This window comes from Allobosea sp. 05T438 (genome assembly GCF_056396025.1).
Map to the genome: position 1 here is coordinate 491833 of NZ_JBFTKQ010000002.1, position 15396 is coordinate 507228.

General features: G+C 67.1%; 16 protein-coding genes. 6 read left to right on the forward strand and 10 right to left on the reverse strand.

From position 1 onward, the window contains the following. Positions 1-6: 6 nt before the first annotated feature. Positions 7-2691 (reverse strand): pyruvate, phosphate dikinase, encoded by a 2685-nt coding sequence (gene ppdK / locus AC1DIN_RS06170; RefSeq protein ID WP_476809071.1) that lies wholly within the window; start codon positions 2689-2691, stop codon positions 7-9. Positions 2692-2873: 182 nt separating this feature from the next. Beyond that, on the reverse strand, positions 2874-3368 hold the full coding sequence (locus AC1DIN_RS06175; RefSeq protein WP_441468756.1) for a YcgN family cysteine cluster protein: 495 nt from the start codon (positions 3366-3368) through the stop codon (positions 2874-2876). Positions 3369-3610: 242 nt separating this feature from the next. Here AC1DIN_RS06175 and AC1DIN_RS06180 point away from each other — a divergent pair, with 242 nt between their 5' ends. The 3 genes from AC1DIN_RS06180 to AC1DIN_RS06190 all read left to right on the forward strand — a co-directional run bounded on the left by AC1DIN_RS06180 (position 3611) and on the right by AC1DIN_RS06190 (position 7224). Beyond that, the gene (locus tag AC1DIN_RS06180) at positions 3611-5833 is read left to right on the forward strand and encodes a transglycosylase domain-containing protein (RefSeq protein WP_476809072.1); all 2223 of its coding nucleotides are present in this window, start codon (positions 3611-3613) and stop codon (positions 5831-5833) included. 186 nt (positions 5834-6019) lie between these two features. Continuing rightward, positions 6020-6595, forward strand: coding sequence for a DUF1214 domain-containing protein (locus tag AC1DIN_RS06185; protein WP_476809073.1), 576 nt, complete (start codon positions 6020-6022; stop codon positions 6593-6595). After that, complete coding sequence (locus AC1DIN_RS06190) at positions 6592-7224, forward strand: DUF1254 domain-containing protein (RefSeq protein WP_476809074.1); 633 nt, start codon at positions 6592-6594, stop codon at positions 7222-7224. Before AC1DIN_RS06185 ends, AC1DIN_RS06190 begins: the two co-directional genes overlap by 4 nt. Positions 7225-7234: 10 nt before the next feature. Here AC1DIN_RS06190 and AC1DIN_RS06195 read toward each other — a convergent pair whose 3' ends face one another. Both AC1DIN_RS06195 and AC1DIN_RS06200 read right to left on the reverse strand, forming a co-directional pair. Then, positions 7235-8032 carry a hypothetical protein gene (locus tag AC1DIN_RS06195; RefSeq protein WP_476809075.1) on the reverse strand — a complete coding sequence of 266 codons (798 nt, stop codon included), beginning with the start codon at positions 8030-8032 and terminating at the stop codon, positions 7235-7237. Beyond that, positions 8029-8232: a hypothetical protein gene (locus AC1DIN_RS06200; protein ID WP_476809076.1), complete on the reverse strand. Its 204-nt coding sequence runs from the start codon at positions 8230-8232 to the stop codon at positions 8029-8031. The genes AC1DIN_RS06195 and AC1DIN_RS06200 overlap by 4 nt, the downstream gene beginning before the upstream one ends. Positions 8233-8401: 169 nt before the next feature. Here AC1DIN_RS06200 and AC1DIN_RS06205 point away from each other — a divergent pair, with 169 nt between their 5' ends. After that, the gene (locus AC1DIN_RS06205; protein ID WP_476809077.1) at positions 8402-9538 is read left to right on the forward strand and encodes a DUF2336 domain-containing protein; all 1137 of its coding nucleotides are present in this window, start codon (positions 8402-8404) and stop codon (positions 9536-9538) included. 9 nt (positions 9539-9547) lie between these two features. On the opposite strand, the gene AC1DIN_RS06210 is transcribed toward AC1DIN_RS06205, so the two are convergent. From AC1DIN_RS06210 to AC1DIN_RS06220, 3 genes are read right to left on the reverse strand one after another with little or no spacing between them, the layout of a single operon-like run. Next, positions 9548-9883, reverse strand: a complete 336-nt coding sequence (locus AC1DIN_RS06210) for a DUF1491 family protein (protein ID WP_441468763.1) — start codon at positions 9881-9883, stop codon at positions 9548-9550. 18 nt (positions 9884-9901) lie between these two features. Then, on the reverse strand, positions 9902-10495 hold the full coding sequence (locus AC1DIN_RS06215; protein WP_476809078.1) for a hypothetical protein: 594 nt from the start codon (positions 10493-10495) through the stop codon (positions 9902-9904). Positions 10496-10510: 15 nt separating this feature from the next. After that, positions 10511-12313: a sensor histidine kinase gene (locus AC1DIN_RS06220; RefSeq protein ID WP_476809079.1), complete on the reverse strand. Its 1803-nt coding sequence runs from the start codon at positions 12311-12313 to the stop codon at positions 10511-10513. Between the two features lie 326 nt (positions 12314-12639). On the opposite strand from AC1DIN_RS06220, the gene AC1DIN_RS06225 reads away from it, so the two are divergent. After that, a complete protein-coding gene (locus AC1DIN_RS06225; protein WP_476809080.1) occupies positions 12640-12906 on the forward strand; it encodes a hypothetical protein in 267 nt (88 codons plus the stop codon). A 103-nt stretch (positions 12907-13009) separates the two neighbouring features. Further along, entirely contained in the window at positions 13010-13438 is a 429-nt protein-coding gene (locus AC1DIN_RS06230; RefSeq protein WP_476809081.1) for a SufE family protein, read from the forward strand. A gap of 6 nt (positions 13439-13444) precedes the next feature. On the opposite strand, the gene AC1DIN_RS06235 is transcribed toward AC1DIN_RS06230, so the two are convergent. The 3 genes from AC1DIN_RS06235 to AC1DIN_RS06245 all read right to left on the reverse strand — a co-directional run bounded on the left by AC1DIN_RS06235 (position 13445) and on the right by AC1DIN_RS06245 (position 15214). Then, the gene (locus tag AC1DIN_RS06235; protein WP_476809082.1) at positions 13445-14242 is read right to left on the reverse strand and encodes a DUF6456 domain-containing protein; all 798 of its coding nucleotides are present in this window, start codon (positions 14240-14242) and stop codon (positions 13445-13447) included. After that, positions 14242-14604: a helix-turn-helix domain-containing protein gene (locus tag AC1DIN_RS06240; protein ID WP_476809083.1), complete on the reverse strand. Its 363-nt coding sequence runs from the start codon at positions 14602-14604 to the stop codon at positions 14242-14244. The genes AC1DIN_RS06235 and AC1DIN_RS06240 overlap by 1 nt, the downstream gene beginning before the upstream one ends. A 193-nt stretch (positions 14605-14797) precedes the next feature. After that, positions 14798-15214, reverse strand: a complete 417-nt coding sequence (locus tag AC1DIN_RS06245; protein WP_441468770.1) for a Ros/MucR family transcriptional regulator — start codon at positions 15212-15214, stop codon at positions 14798-14800. Positions 15215-15396: the final 182 nt, after the last annotated feature.

The following is a 15396-nucleotide window of genomic DNA, read 5'->3' on the forward strand; positions in this document are numbered from 1 at the left end:
CTGGCCTCAGCCATCCTTCGGCTTGATCGCGCCCAGTGCCGCCTGCGCGGCAGCGAGCCGCGCGATCGGCACGCGGAAGGGGGAGCAGGAGACATAGTCGAGGCCGACGCTCTCACAGAAGCCGATCGAGGCCGGGTCGCCGCCATGCTCGCCGCAAATGCCGAGCTTGATGCCGGGCCGCGTCTTGCGTCCGCGCTCGGCGGCGAGCTTTACCAACTCGCCGACGCCGTCCTGGTCGATGGTGACGAAGGGATCGGCGTCGAGCAGGCCCTTGGCGGTGTAGGCGCCGAGGAAGGAAGAGGCATCGTCGCGCGAGATGCCGAGCGTCGTCTGAGTCAGGTCGTTGGTGCCGAAGGAGAAGAATTCGGCACTCTCGGCGATCTCGGCGGCGCGAAGCGCGGCGCGCGGCAACTCGATCATGGTGCCGACCTGATAGTCGATCCTCGTGCCGCTCTCCTCGATCACCGCCCTGGCCATAGCGTCGATGCGCCCCTTGACCAGATCGAGCTCAGGCTTGCCCATGACGAGCGGCACCATCACCTCGGGGATCACCGGCTTGCCGGTCTCCCTGGCGGCGATGACGGCTGCCTCGAAGATGGCGCGGGCCTGCATCTCGGCGATTTCCGGGAAGGCGACAGCGAGGCGGCAGCCGCGGAAGCCGAGCATCGGGTTGAACTCGTGCAGTTCCGCGGCGCGCTGCTTCAGCGCATCGGGCGTGACGCCCAGCGCCGCGGCAACCTCGGCGATCTCCTTCTCGCCTTGCGGCAGGAATTCGTGCAGCGGCGGGTCGAGCAAGCGGATCGTGACCGGCAGCCCGCTCATGATGGTGAAGAGCTGGACGAAGTCCTGACGCTGCACCGGCAGGAGCTTGGCGAGCGCCGCGCGCCGGCCCTTGTCGTCCTGGGCGAGGATCATCTCGCGGACGGCCTGGATGCGGTCCCCTTCGAAGAACATGTGCTCGGTGCGACAGAGCCCGATGCCCTCTGCGCCGAACTCGCGGGCGGTCTTCGCGTCTTCCGGCGTCTCGGCATTGGCACGGACCTTGAGGCGGCGAACCTTGTCGGCCCAGCCCATCAGCGTCGCGAACTCGCCGGAGAGCTCCGGCTTCTGCATCTTGATCTCGCCGAGCAGCACCTGGCCGTTGCCGCCGTCGATGGTGAGGAAATCGCCCGCCTTCAGCGTGGTCGGGCCGACGGAGAGCGTGCCCTTGGCATAGTCGACGCGGATCTGGCCGGCGCCGGAGACGCAGGGTTTGCCCATGCCGCGCGCCACGACGGCCGCATGCGAGGTCATGCCGCCGCGCGTGGTCAGGATGCCCTCGGCGGCGTGCATGCCGTGGATGTCCTCGGGGCTCGTCTCCACACGCACGAGGATGACCTTCCTGCCTGCCTTCTTGGCGGCCTCGGCATCATCCGAATTGAAGACGATCTCGCCGGCGGCCGCGCCGGGCGAGGCCGGCAGGCCGGTGGTGAGCACGCGGCGCTCGGCCCTGGGGTCGATGGTCGGGTGCAGGAGCTGGTCAAGGGCGGAAGGCTCGACGCGGCCGACCGCCTCCTCCTGCGTGATGAGCCCCTCGGTGGCCAGGTCGACCGCGATGCGCAGGGCCGCCTTGGCGGTGCGCTTGCCGGAGCGGGTCTGCAGCATCCAGAGCTTGCCTTCCTGGATGGTGAACTCCATGTCCTGCATGTCGCGATAGTGCTTCTCGAGGATGCCGTAGATGCGGCAGAGTTCCGCATAGGCCTCCGGCATCGCCTTCTCCATCGAGGGCTTGTCGGAACCGGCCTCCTTCTTCGCCGTCTCGGTGATGTCCTGCGGCGTGCGGATGCCGGCAACGACGTCCTCGCCCTGGGCGTTGATCAGGAACTCGCCATAGAGCGCGTTCTCGCCGGTCGAGGGATTGCGGGTGAAGGCGACGCCGGTCGCGGAGGTGTCGCCCATATTGCCGAACACCATCGACTGGACATTGACGGCGGTGCCCCAGGAGGCCGGGATGCTGTTGAGCTCACGATACTTGATCGCGCGGGCGTTCATCCAGGAGGAGAAGACGGCGCCGACAGCGCCCCAGAGCTGCTTCTGCGGGTCCTGCGGGAAGTCGGCGCCGAGCGCCTTCTTCACGATGTCCTTGTACTTGCCGACCAGCACCTTCCAGTCGGCAGCCTTGAGGTCGGTGTCGAGGTGCAGGCCCTTGCGCTCCTTGTAGTCCTCCAGGGCCTCCTCGAAGAGGCCGTGGTCGATGTCGAGCACGACGTTGGAGTACATGGTGATGAAGCGGCGATAGCTGTCCCAGGCGAAACGCTCGTCATTGGCCGCCTTCGCCACGGCCTCGACCGTCTCGTCGTTCAGGCCGAGATTGAGCACGGTGTCCATCATGCCCGGCATCGAGGCGCGCGCGCCGGAGCGGACGGAGACGAGCAGCGGGTTGGCGGGATCGCCGAAGGTCTTGCCGGTGAGCTTGGCCATGCCGTCGAGCGCGACCTTGACCTGCCCGTCGAGATCGGCCGGGAAGCTCTTGCCGTTATCGTAATACGAGGTGCAGACCTCGGTGGTGATGGTAAAGCCAGGGGGAACCGGCAGGCCCAGATTGCTCATCTCGGCGAGGTTGGCGCCCTTGCCGCCGAGCAGGTTCTTCATCCCGGCCTCGCCTTCGGCCTTGCCGTCGCCGAAGGTGTAGACCCACTTCCCACCAGCCATCACTTCAACCTCTTCGTTTGCAGCCGGGCGCAGCAACGCCGCGGCGATGCGAAAGTTTCGTGTGCATGCCGTCGATGCCTTGGCGACACCGGCGGCGGGACGGGGCGGTCATGCCCAAAAGCACCTGAACAATCAATGAGCAGGTGCAACAAAATCCCGGGCAGCGCACAAACGCCGACGCGTCATTTCAGGCCTGCCCGCGCGCCGCGCGGCCAACGCAGCGGCCAGTTGACGATGCGTTCGGCAACCTCCTCCTCCGGGACGTCGTCCTCCGAGGCGAAGACGCGGCCGCGGACGGACACCCCTGCCGCCACCACCGTTTCGGGATCCCCGGAAACGAGAGGGTGCCACCAGGGCAGATCCTTGCCTTCCGCGACAAGGCGATAGGCACAGGTCGGCGGCAGCCAGGGGAGCGTGCGCACGTCGTGCGGGGTCAGCGTCACACAGTCGGGCACCTTGAGCGAACGGTTCGGATAGTCCTTGCAGCGGCAGGTTCCGGCGTCGAACAACCGGCAGCCGACATCGGTCGCGAAGATACGCCCCGTGTCTTCGTCCTCCAGCTTGACGAGGCAGCAGCGGCCGCAGCCGTCGCAGAGCGATTCCCACTGCTCCACCGACATCCCCTCGAGCGGGGTGGTGCGCCAGAACGGCTCGTCTTTCGGCTGCTTCAGCGTCATGACCGGCTTATGCGCCGCCGCGCGCCAAGATGGAAGAGCGCCGCTTCGACGGCAGCTTCTGTATCAGGGTGGGACAATAGCACTGGCTCGCTTCCTGCTCGCGGGAAAGGATTCTTTGCGCCCGTCCCTTATCTGGAGACGGCGCGTAACTATGTGTCCATTCTCGGGCGCAATGCTGTTGCCAACGCGATCATCGCACGGCAGCACTGTGTCGGGGGCCATTCGAGAAGCCTGGAACGGCCATGGAGTTCAGGAAGGCAGGCTGGAAGACGCGGCTGAAGCGCTATGCGCTCGCCGCCGACTCATGGCTCGATGCCAGCCTGTGGGGTGCGGGCCGCGGCGCCGGAGAAATCTACGAGCGCATTCGCAGCCAGGCCGACCGCCTGACGGTCACCGGATTCAAGCGCGTCGCGGCCGAGTTCGCCAGCGAAGGCCTGAACATCGGCATCGTCGGCGCCCTCATCCTGCTGATGCTCGCCCTGCCCGCCTTCCGCATCGGCAATGAGGAAGCACTCAAGAACCAGGTCCTCGCCGTCACTTTCCTCGACCGCTACGGCCAGCCGATCGGCCATCGCGGGGCGCGCCACGACGACTCCCTCAAGCTGGAGGAGATGCCCGACCATCTGCTCAAGGCCGTGCTGGCGACCGAGGACCGCCGCTTCTACGACCATTTCGGCATCGACTTGATCGGCACCTTCCGGGCGCTGCTGGTCAACACCCGGGCTTCGGGCGTGGTCCAGGGCGGCTCGTCATTGACCCAGCAGCTCGCCAAGAACCTCTTCCTCAACAACGAGCGCTCGCTCGACCGCAAGATCAAGGAAGCCTTCCTGGCGCTGTGGCTGGAGACCCGGCTGAGCAAGAACGAGATCCTCAAGCTCTATCTCGACCGCGCCTATATGGGCGGCGGCACCTTCGGCGCCGCGGCGGCGGCCGAATACTATTTCGGCAAGTCGGTGAAGGACGTTTCGCTGGCCGAGGCGGCGATGCTCGCCGGCCTGTTCAAGGCGCCGACGAAATATGCCCCGCATGTGAACCTGCCGGCCGCCCGCGCGCGTGCCAACGACGTGCTCAACGCCATGGTCGATGCCGGCTTCATGACCGCCGGCCAGGTCGACAGCGCCAAGCGCAATCCGGCGACACCGGTCGATCGCAAGCGCGATTCCAGCCCCGACTACTATCTCGACTGGGCCTTCGACGCGGTGAAAGAGCTGGTGGCCGAGGGCAAGCTCGGACCAGATCGCGTGCTGCTGGTGAAGACGCCGCATGATTCCGCGATCCAGGCACGCGCGGACGAAGCGATAGAGACGGTTCTGCGCCAGCATGGCCCGGCCTATCGCGTCAAGCAGGCCGCGACCGTCGTCATGGATCCGGACGGGGCGGTGCGCGCCATCGTCGGCGGCCGGGACTATGGCGCGAGCCAGTTCAACCGCGCGACCGCGAGCCAGCGACAGCCCGGCTCATCATTCAAGGCCTATGTCTACGCGGCGGCGCTGTCGTCGGGGCTCTACAAGCCCTCCACCATCGTCACCGACCGGCCGGTCTGCATCGGCAACTGGTGCCCGAACAATTACGGCCGCTCCTATGCCGGCTCGATACCGCTGACAGTCGCGCTGGCAAAGTCGATCAACACGATCCCCGTGCAGATGTCGATCGCCATCGGCCGTGCCACCGGCGAGACGCACGAGGCGCGCGCCGCCGCCATCGGCCGCAAGAAGATCGTCGAGACGGCGCATGCCATGGGCCTGACCACGCCGCTCACCGACACGGTCTCGCTGCCGATCGGCGCGGCCGAGGTCACCGTCATCGACCAGGCAGCGGGCTATGCCGTCTTCGCCAATGGCGGCAAACGGGCAAAGCCCTATGCCGCCATCGAGATCGCCAACTCGCAGGGGGAGGTCATCTACCGCCACGACCGGGACGAGCCGCCGCCCAAGCAGGTGCTGAGCGCGCAAGTGGCGCAGGACATGAACTTCATGCTCTCGAAAGTGCCGACCGAGGGGACCGGCCGCCGCGCTGCGCTCGACGGGGTCGTGACGGCCGGCAAGACCGGCACCACCAACGGCTACAAGGACGCCTGGTATGTCGGCTACTCCGGCAACCTCGTCGCGGCCGTCTGGTTCGGCAACGACAACTCGGCCGAGACCGCCAACATGACCGGCGGATCGCTGCCGGCGATGACCTTCAAGGAGATCATGCAGTTCGCCCATCAGGGGCTTGAGCTGAAGCCGATTCCGGGCGTGCCCACCACCGACCCCAAKGCTCTGGTCGTGGCCAAGGCCGGCGCAGCGGCGCCTGATGCGGGCCAGCAGCCCGGGCCCGGCGCCGGACACATGCCGCGGCAATCCTTCGAGGCGCTGTCGGCCGTCGGCTCACTGTTCAAGACGATCGAACGATCGCGCGTGGCCGGCAGGCCGGTGCAGGTCGGCATCCGCGAGGTTTCGGGGGCCGACACGCGGCTGCGCTAGATCACGCTGCGATTGTGTGAAAGCGTCCGATCGCAGGAAAGGTGATCGATTCTAAAAGCTTAGAGCATGCTTTAGGCGAAAGGCCGCGGCCAGCTTTTCGCAGCGTGCCGGAGGCGCGTACGGTTGACGGCCCGTGTTCACACGGGTCAATTCGCGTGAGGGGCATCACGCCAGCGGAAGGCAAGCGTGCGGATTTTCGATCTCGCCTATATCCTTGCGCTCGGAGCCGGGCTCGGCCTTGGCTCCGCGCATTGGGCCGTGGCCGGCCGGCCCGCCCTCGGCAAGGTCGAGGTTGGGGCCTGGATGGCCTGGCCCCGCAGCGGCGGGCGCGACATCGACCCTTACATGCGCGCCTATCTTGCCCGCGGCGTCCATCTGCCGCTGGGCTCGGGCGAAGGCCTCGAGCTCATCGCCGAGCGCGACGATGACGGACAACTGCTCGACGGGCGCTGCCGCTACTGGCTGTCCGGCGCCACGCCGACGACGCGCGGCTGGACGCTCGGCGTCACCGATACCGACGGGCTGCCGTTCAGACTGCCGCTGGAACGCACAAGCTTCACGGATTCCGAGATCGTCCGGACCGAGGACGGACAATTGTCCATCGCGGCGGCTGCAACGCCCGTGGCAGGCAACTGGCTTCCCCTGCCGGCGAGCGGGCGCTTCCAGTTCCGCTTGCGCCTCTACGACACTCCGATCTCCAGCCAGACGGGCGAGACGCGGGCGACCAACCTGCCCCGCATCGAACGCCTCGACTGCCGATGAGCGCGATCGAACACGACATGGCGATGCCCCCTGCTCCATCCGCGGCACAATGGAGAGCCCGGCTGCGCAGCGGCTTCGTGCGCCTTGTCATGACCACGCTGGCGGGGCTGATCCTCGCTGCCATCGTGCACATCGTCACCATCCTGGCCGTGCCCTCGCTGTCCTTGCACGATGCCGCCCACGCCTATCGCGAACTCGGCACCAACGGCCGTGCCGAACTCATCCCGGCGCCCGGCGATGCGCGCGGACTGCCGGCGCTGCGCGAAGCCGACCCTGATGTCGTCACCGCGATCTGCAGCTACGATCTCTCCAACGGGCCGATGCGCGTCGTCGCCAGGACCGGCGGCCTGCCGCTCGGCCTGACGCTGCACCGTCAGGGCGGCGGCGTGATCTACGCGATCACCGACCGGGCGGCGATCCGCGGCGTGCTCGAATTCCTGGTCATGACCGAAGCCCAGCGCGACGAACGCATCGCAGCCGACGAGGAAGGCGAAACCAGCCGGGAGCTGCGTATCGTCTCCGATACCGAGCAGGGGCTGATCGTGGTGCGCGTCCTCGTCCGCCTGCCGTCCGACAAGGCCGATGCCGAAGGGCTCGCGACGGGTGTCGAATGCGGGATGGCGAACTGAGCGAGACCCGCTAGCCCTTGTAGACCACGGGCCGCTTGCCCTCGCCGAAAGTGCCATTGAGCTGCATCTGGCAGAGCGGAGCGGATTCGGCCGCCAGCGCCATGATCGCGCGTTCGGCCCGGACCGCCTCACGCGAGGGCATCTCGACGACGAGATTGGTCAGCGCGTAGCGATAGCTCCTGATCCGGAAATCCAGGCGCTCGCAGACCCAGTAGATCAGTCCCTCATTCTCGATCACGCGCGCCATGGCCGGCTCCTGCTTGCCGGGAATGACATCCGGCGAGGACTCGGCGGCACGCATGCGGACGCGATCCATGGTGACGACGCGCATCGCATTGGCGCGGAACGGGCCAACCAGCAGGCGGTCGGCATTCGCGTCTTCCGCGAGGCGGTTATAGCGCGAGACCTGCGAGGCGAAGGACATCGAGGTCAGCCCGCGGAAATAATCCGAAACGTCGTTTGATTGCGCCGCGACCGGCAGGATGCGGCTATGCGCGAAGTTCGATATCTCGCCCTGGAAGGCGCTGTGCGGGCTGCCGGGCATGACGAAGCGCCAGGCGCGATCGCGAAGCTGCTCCTCATCGTCAGTCAGGCGGAAATAGGACGCAGCCTCACCGCGCCCGGCCGCCGACAGGAAGCCCGCCTCCGGAGCGATCAGCTGTGACCAGACGGTCGGGCGCGGGCGGCCGAGATCGCCGTCGGTCGCCGAGCACGCGGAAAGGGCAAGCCCTGACGACAGCGCCAGGGCGGCAACGCTTCGGGACCGGCGCCGGAGCGGCCGCGTTTCATCGGGTAGTCGTCGTCTCACGCGGGCTGCCTGTGATCCATCTTGCGCACCGCCTTGCGCGGGCGCCGCGCGGGGCGCGCCTTGGCCTGAAGCGGCGAGGTTTCGGCGGAGCGCTCATAGCGGACACCGGTGAAGAACAGGATTTCCGCCGTGCGTCGCGGAAACGGGCAGGACCGCGCCTGCGGGTAGCGGTAGAGCGCAAAGGGGATGATGACGGCCATGCAGCGCCTCCTATCCAGCGCCCGAGTTGCAATCGCGAGAGCCGTCCTGGTGCGCGAGGCCGCACCCGACGCAGGCCCTCAAGGACATCAGGCTCCAGCATGGTTAACGTGGCCTTAATGCCTCGGGGATAATTTGAGCGAACCCTTCGGATTCGCAGCCGAGCCAACCATGCCTGCCCGTATCTCCCAGGAACTCGCCGATCTTGCCCGCCTCGCCCGCGACGGCGACCTCGGCCTCAGCCAGGTCTCGCTGCGGGTGAAGGCCGACCTGCTGATGTCGACCCCGCAGCCGCCGCGGGAGGATATCGCTGCCTTCAACGAGATGGCGGTGATGCTGGTTCCGACCGTCGACGAGCCGACCGCGCTGATCCTGGCGCGCAAGCTCGCGGGTTGGCGGCATACCCCACTCGCGGTGCTGACAACGCTGGCCGCGCGCGGCGGCGCGGTCCTGATCGAGATGCTGCGTCACGGCATGCCGATTTCGCCTGCCGAGCTCGAACGGCTTGCCGAGACCGGCGACGCCGCGATCCGTAGCGCCCTCTCCGTCCGCAAGGACCTCACCAACACCGCGGTCCTGCTGCTGGTTTCCGAAGCCGAACGCGCCATCGATCTCGCCCTGATCGGCAATCGGGAGGCCCCGCTGCCCCGCGCCGCCGTCGACACGCTGATCGCCCGCTCGCGGGTCGACGCGGCCTATCAGCTCGGCCTGCTGGCACGCGAAGACCTGTCCAATCTCGAACTGGCTCCACTTTTCCTCCGCGCAGGGCCGGAGCGCCGCCTCGCCATTCTCGAATCGCTGATGGCGCGCGAGGCCCTGCATCCGAGCGAGCGGCGGCCGGCGGTCGCTAGCTCGACCTTTGCCGACTGGCTCATCCTGGCCGGCGAAGACCGCACGAGCGCATTCGCCGCGGTCGCCGGGCATCTCGGCGGCGGCGCGCCGTTCGCTGCTGCGATGGTAGAGGATGATTCACGTGATCTTGCGGCTCTTAGCCTCATCGCCAGCGGAGTGCGCGTCGAAGACGCTACGCGCTTCCTGATCCGCCTCGGCGACGAGACGGCGCATTCGGTCGAACGGATCTTCGCGCTGGTCGATCTGATGCGCCTGGTCAAGCCATCGATCGCGTTTCGGCTGGCGATGCAGATTGCCGGCGTACTGCCGGTGTCCGCTTCGCCGCGCAAAGGCCAGCACCAGCCGGCGATGGACCCGAGCGGAACGCCGGCCCGGCCCGGCGCTTCCCGCCCGGATGCTCAGCTCGGTCTCACCKAGGTTCTTGGCCGGATCGGCTCAAAGCGCGAGCGGGGCTGAGAGAAAGCGCTATCCGTCGGCCAGTTTGAGGCGCGGATCGCCGATCCGATTCTCGATCTCGACCAGCCAGAGATCGCTGTCGAAGCGCAGTTCCCTATCGACCCGATCCTCGACCGTGAGCGGATCGGCTTCGATCAGGAGTTGGAAGCGGCGCTCGCCATCGTCCTCGGCCAATGATTGGGGCGCCGGGCCGTAGAGGGCGGCCGTGCCGTCGAGGCGATCGAGCTTGACGAAGATCGCACCGGCCTCGCGCGCGCCCCGCCGCCGCAGCACCGCGAAAAGCCCGTCGAGACCGGCCTGGCGCAGATAGGCCGATACCCAGAATTCGCTGGTCAGGCGCGCCATCACCCGGCGCCGCCCGGCTCAGTTCTCGGCCGATCGACGCGGCGCGGCAGCGGAGCGGGACGCCGCGCCCTTGACGTCGGCCGGCGGGCGGAGATCGCCACCGTTGATGAGGTCGGCAATCGGGTCGCGGACCGACGCGGCCTTGGGTACCGACGTTGTCGCGGACTGCGCCGTGCGCGGCTGGCTGGCGACCGGGGCCGGCGGACGCGGCGCCGCCTCGCGGACCGGCTGCGCATTCGAAAGGTCGGCCGGCCGCGCTGGCGGCCGCGACGGCACCGCGGCCGGCGTCGGAAGCGGAGCCGGTGCAGCGTCCTGGATCGGCGCGGGGGCCGGCTCGGCGCGGCGTTCAGCCGCCGCGCGCGGCGGCGCCGCCGGTGCAGCCGAGAGCATCGGCGCCGGGTGGCGCGCCTTCTGGAACATCAGCGCATTGGCGACGATCGCACAGGAAACGATACCGAAGGCGAGAAGCAGGATCGCCCGGCCCGGCCGCCGCCCGACCGTGCGGCTGATCCGCCCGAGCCAGGACGATTTGCGGCGTGCCGGCTGCGCGCGCCGGACAGGGGCGGACAGGGAGGCGCTGGAATGGGCGCGGGCGGCCATGGTCACGGACATCGGTCAGCTCGGTTTTCAGGCAGTCAGACGGAGTGGTTCTTTGGTTTCGAGCCCCTTCCGCGGAGCCCGTGCGAAAGTGACGATTTTGGCCAGCGGCTCGACGGCTTCGGCGCAGCCGACCGGGAGCCGGATCGAGACCCGCGTGCCGACGCCGAGCGCGCTCTCGACCGTCATGCGCCCGCCATGGAGGCCGACCAGGCCACGTACGACCGAGAGGCCGAGGCCGGTGCCTTCATGGTTGCGGTCATAGGCGCCCCTGACCTGGAAGAAGGGATCGCCCAGCCGCGGCAGGTCCACGGCCGCGATGCCGATGCCGGTATCGGAAACGGAGAGGTCGATCATATCGCCGTCGCGGACGATAGCGAGCACGACGCGCCCGCCTGCCGGCGTGAACTTGATCGCATTGGACAGCAGGTTCAGCACGACCTGCTTCAGCGCACGCCGATCGCCCTCGATCGACGGAAGCGCCGGGCCGGCGACACGGTCGAGCGCAATGCCGCCGTTCTCGGCGCGCAGCGCCATCAGCGTGCAGCAGTCGCGGGCAAGCTCGGCGAGATCGAGCGGGTCCCGCTCGATCTCCATCGCGCCGCTCTCGATCTTCGAGATGTCGAGCAGGGTGTTGACGACTTCGAGCAGGTGGTGGCCGGAGGCATGGATGATCCGGGCGTATTCGAGCCGCTTGGCCGCATCGATCCAGCCGTTCTCCTCGGAGCCCAGCATCTCGGAAAAGCCGATGATGGCGTTCAGCGGCGTCCGCAGTTCATGACTGACCGTCGCCAGGAACTGCGCCTTGACGTCATTCGCACGCAAGGCCTCGGCGTGGCCGCGATCGCGCTCCTCGTCGGCGGCCCGGCGCTCCGTGACGTCGCGCATCACGCAGACCACGGCGGCACCGTCCTTCGCCTCGGCCTCCCCCGTGCGATAGGCCTGCATTTCCAGCCAGAGCGACACCGGCCGGCGATTATCCCCTTCCCGCGGGACGAAGAGCGTGCGGAAGCAGGCCGTGGCGGTGCCATCGCCATGGGCGGCATCGCTCAGCGCCTTCAGAAAGAGCGGACGGTCCGCGACATGGACGCGATCAAGCAGGCCGCGCCCGAGCAGTTCGCGCGGCTCGGCACCGGCGAGCGCACGCGCCGCGGCGTTGGCGAAGACGACGGCGCCGCCGGCGTCATGCCAGGTCACGAGATCACCGACGTGATCGAGGAGAAGCTGCGCCCGCGTATCCGCCGCACGGTGCGCGCGTTCCGCGACATCGCGCCGACGCAGCATGATCGCGGTCGCGATCAGCACCTGCGCCAGGGCCGCGATGACCAGCATCGACATTGCTTCGCTGGTCCAGACGGCAGGCCCGGCCAGGAGGCCGAGATGCTGCAGGCCGATGGCGGCCGCCAAGGCAGTAACAGCCATCCAGCCTGCCCTCAGGACGAAGTCACGCGAACCGAAAAACGCTGCCTCGACCGGAACGACGACGAGCCACAGCAGCAGCGGCGAGGACAGGCCGCCGGTCACGGCGGCGAGCGCAACGATGAAGAGAGACAGGGCCGCCGAAGAAATCAGATGCGCGATGTCGAGCCGGCCGGTGCGGGAGAGCAGCACGACGGCCAGGACGGGAAGGGCCGCAGCCACAACCATGACCGCCTCGAAAGCTCCGAGCGCTCCGCGCCAGGCCAGATAGGCTGGAGCGAGACTGAGTGCACCGCCTCCGACGAGCAAACGCGACAGAACGAAGCGCTCATGGCGCAAACGCTCAGCCGGGTTCGACCGCACCGATGCATGTACCAGTGCCGCCGCCTGTGTCCTCAGTGCAGTGATCGCCATACGGAACGCAACGCCTAAACTTTGCGGACCACCCGTCCGCGTCACGCATCTCGCCACGTGCGGTTTAAGCGGGACTTAAGGCGCAAAGTCCCGGAACTTCCGACCGAATCGTAAAACCGGAATTACCCATTGCTTTTCATGTACTTAGGTGAAAATCGCGCGTTTCCGTGATGGCGCTCGATGTTCGCGGCAGGGTGAATGGAACCTGAAGATCGCCTGTGGCATTCGACTCGCATTTGAACATCCGGAATGACGCGATTTTTCCGGATCGATGCCTAATCTCGCTTGCCCGGTGCCGAAGGAAGGCATCGGCGATGGAGATCGAGATGGCTCACTTCCTGCGCAAGGTCGCGATCATCGGGCTGATTGCGGTGAACTCTCCGGTTCACGGCAACAAGCCCGCCGAGACGACGCTGCCGCAGACCGTCCGCCACGCCGTCGAAACCGCCCAGGCGAGCGCCCGCAACGCCGCCGGCAGCCTCACCGCCGCGCGCGAGGCGGCGGAGATCCTCGCCGGTCTCGATCCTGTGATGCGCGAGCGCATCCTGAACGCGGCGATGACGACCGCGACGGCAAAGCCAACGACGCGCTAGCGGCGCAGGGAGAGACCGGGCTTTGCGCGCTTGACGCGGAACTCCCCTCGCGGGAAGAGGTCGCGCGCCCTATCTGAAGGGGGCAATCGCAGCCAGGCAGGTCATGACAGCAAGCCTCGACGAGATCGTCGCCAATTTCGAGCTGCTCGACGAGTGGGACGACCGCTATCGCTACCTGATCGAGTTGGGCAAAAGCCTCGAACCACTGTCCGAAGCCGCACACAACGACGCCAACAAGGTGCGCGGCTGCGCGAGTCAGGTCTGGCTCGAAGCGCGGCGCGAAGGCGGCCCCGGCCCGCAGACACGACTGCATTTCCGCGGCGACAGCGACGCCCATATCGTGCGCGGGCTGGTCGCACTGGCACTGACCATCTTCTCGGGGCGGCCAGCTTCCGAGGTCCTCGCAACCGATGCCTTCGCCATCTATGAGCGGCTCGGGCTCGCCGCCCACCTCACGCCGCAGCGCTCGAACGGCGTGCGCGCGATGATCGATCGGATCAAAGGCGACGCCCGCGCTGCCGCAGAAGGCTGAGCGGCCTCATCCGGCCGCTGCCGGGAAGAGCGTGGGACGTGCGTCCCCAGCGTGCCAATTTCTGAAAGCGGCCGGCCGCGCAGAACGGTCCAAGCCATAATGCGTCGCCAGCGTAGCCAACGCGATGCGGAGCACGACCTTGGCCGAGCGTGCCGGCCAGCGGCGCTCCCTCTCGACGAGATCGAGCCCCTTCAGAAAGCCGCAGACGTCGATGACGAGCCCCGACAGCTCCGGGCCCAGCTTGTCGCAGGCCAGCCTGACGCGCTGACGGGCGGCGAGCGAGGTATCGGACGCTCCCGCCATGTCGCGGGGGCCCGGACCGCGCTGTTCAGGCGTGAAAGCCGCCTCCCAGTTCATCGTCGTACGAGGCAGCATCTGCGCCATCGTGATATCGGCCCGGAAACGTTCGCCGGCAGCGAACTCCTCGTCGCTCATTTGCGGCTTTCCGTCTTTTCCGGGGCGGCGATAGAGCCAGAGCAGCGGACTCTCGCGCTCGTCGAGTACGGGCTGGGGCGGACCCGCCGTCGCCAACGGGGCCTCCTCCGTCAACGGGCAAGCCGCTGCTCCCCCGTAGAGAACGAGCCGCGCCGCCTTTCCCGTTCCGCTCCATGCGATCTCCCCATCGGCAATCAGCACGGTCACCGTCTCCGCCGAGACGTAGCCCGCGCCCAGGCTGGCGCCTCGCGCCTCCCGATAGAGCGCGATGCGGCCACATCCCAGCGGTGAGGCGACGGCATAGCCACCGGGCTGTGCGAGGTGCCGCAGCAAGCGATGCCGTTCTTTGCGATCCTGTCCGGCTGTCATCAGTGCGCCTCCCCTGCGCGGCGCTCCAACCTGCTCATCAAGGCAAGAAGCGCTGCTTCGAGAGCGTTGAGCCCGCATTCGAGACGCAGGTCGTCGCGGCGATCCTCAACCAGGGCACAAGCATGCCGGACCGTCGTCCGGTCGCGACCGAAACACGTGCCCACGCGCGTCAGGCTGAGACCGAAAGTGACATGGGCGAGATACATCGCCATCTGCCGCGCCAGGGCCACCTGCCGAGGGCCACGCGTGGCACCGCGCAGAGCGGTGAGAGGAACGCGTGCCATTCCGGCAACCGCAGCCTCAGCCAGCCGCGCCCCTGCCGCGGCGCGCAAGGAGGTCTCGCTCCCAACATAGATGTTCATGATATGTTCCTATTTTCAGGCAACACCTGCCGCTGGCGATCCATTGCCGAAATAGGACTATAATCTTAAATTCTGACTTGCAAGCCTTAGCGACAGCCTATCCCCGGCTCCTGCCACGGGCTGACAGGTATGAAAAAAGCCGCCGGGGAACCGGCGGCTTCCTATTTGCCAAGTCGGCTGGTCGGACCGGGACTCAGCGGCGCTTCCGGCGCTGCTGACCCAGGCCCATCTTCTTCGCGAGCTGCGAGCGTGCCTCGGCATAGTTCGGCGCAACCATCGGGTAGTCCGGCGGGAGGCCCCACTTCTCACGGTACTGCTCCGGCGACATGTTGTACTGCGTACGCAGATGCCGCTTCAGCGACTTGAACTTCTTTCCATCCTCGAGGCAGATCAGGTAATCGGCCGTGATCGACTTCTTTACCGGAATGGCCGGCTTCGGCGCCTCCGCCTGAACAACCGGGGCTGCTCCACCGATGACGCGATTCAACGCCGAATGAACTTCGCTGATCAGAGCAGGCAGCTCGGATGCAGGCACGGAATTGTTCGAAACATAAGCGGATACGATATCCGCGGTCAGTTCGATGAAATCCGACCCCTCGTGTTCGGTCATGGCGGTGTCACTCCTTATCGTTCTTGGTAGCGGTTTTCTGAGGATCGCCCGTTTTTCTCTGCCTAATTTCTGACCAAACTTTGCGATAGCGGATCAAGCACTACCGCGCCCAGAATCGGACAACGCGGACTGATCGAGATAAGCGTTTAGTCTATGCCGTCTATTCATGCAAGAGAACAATT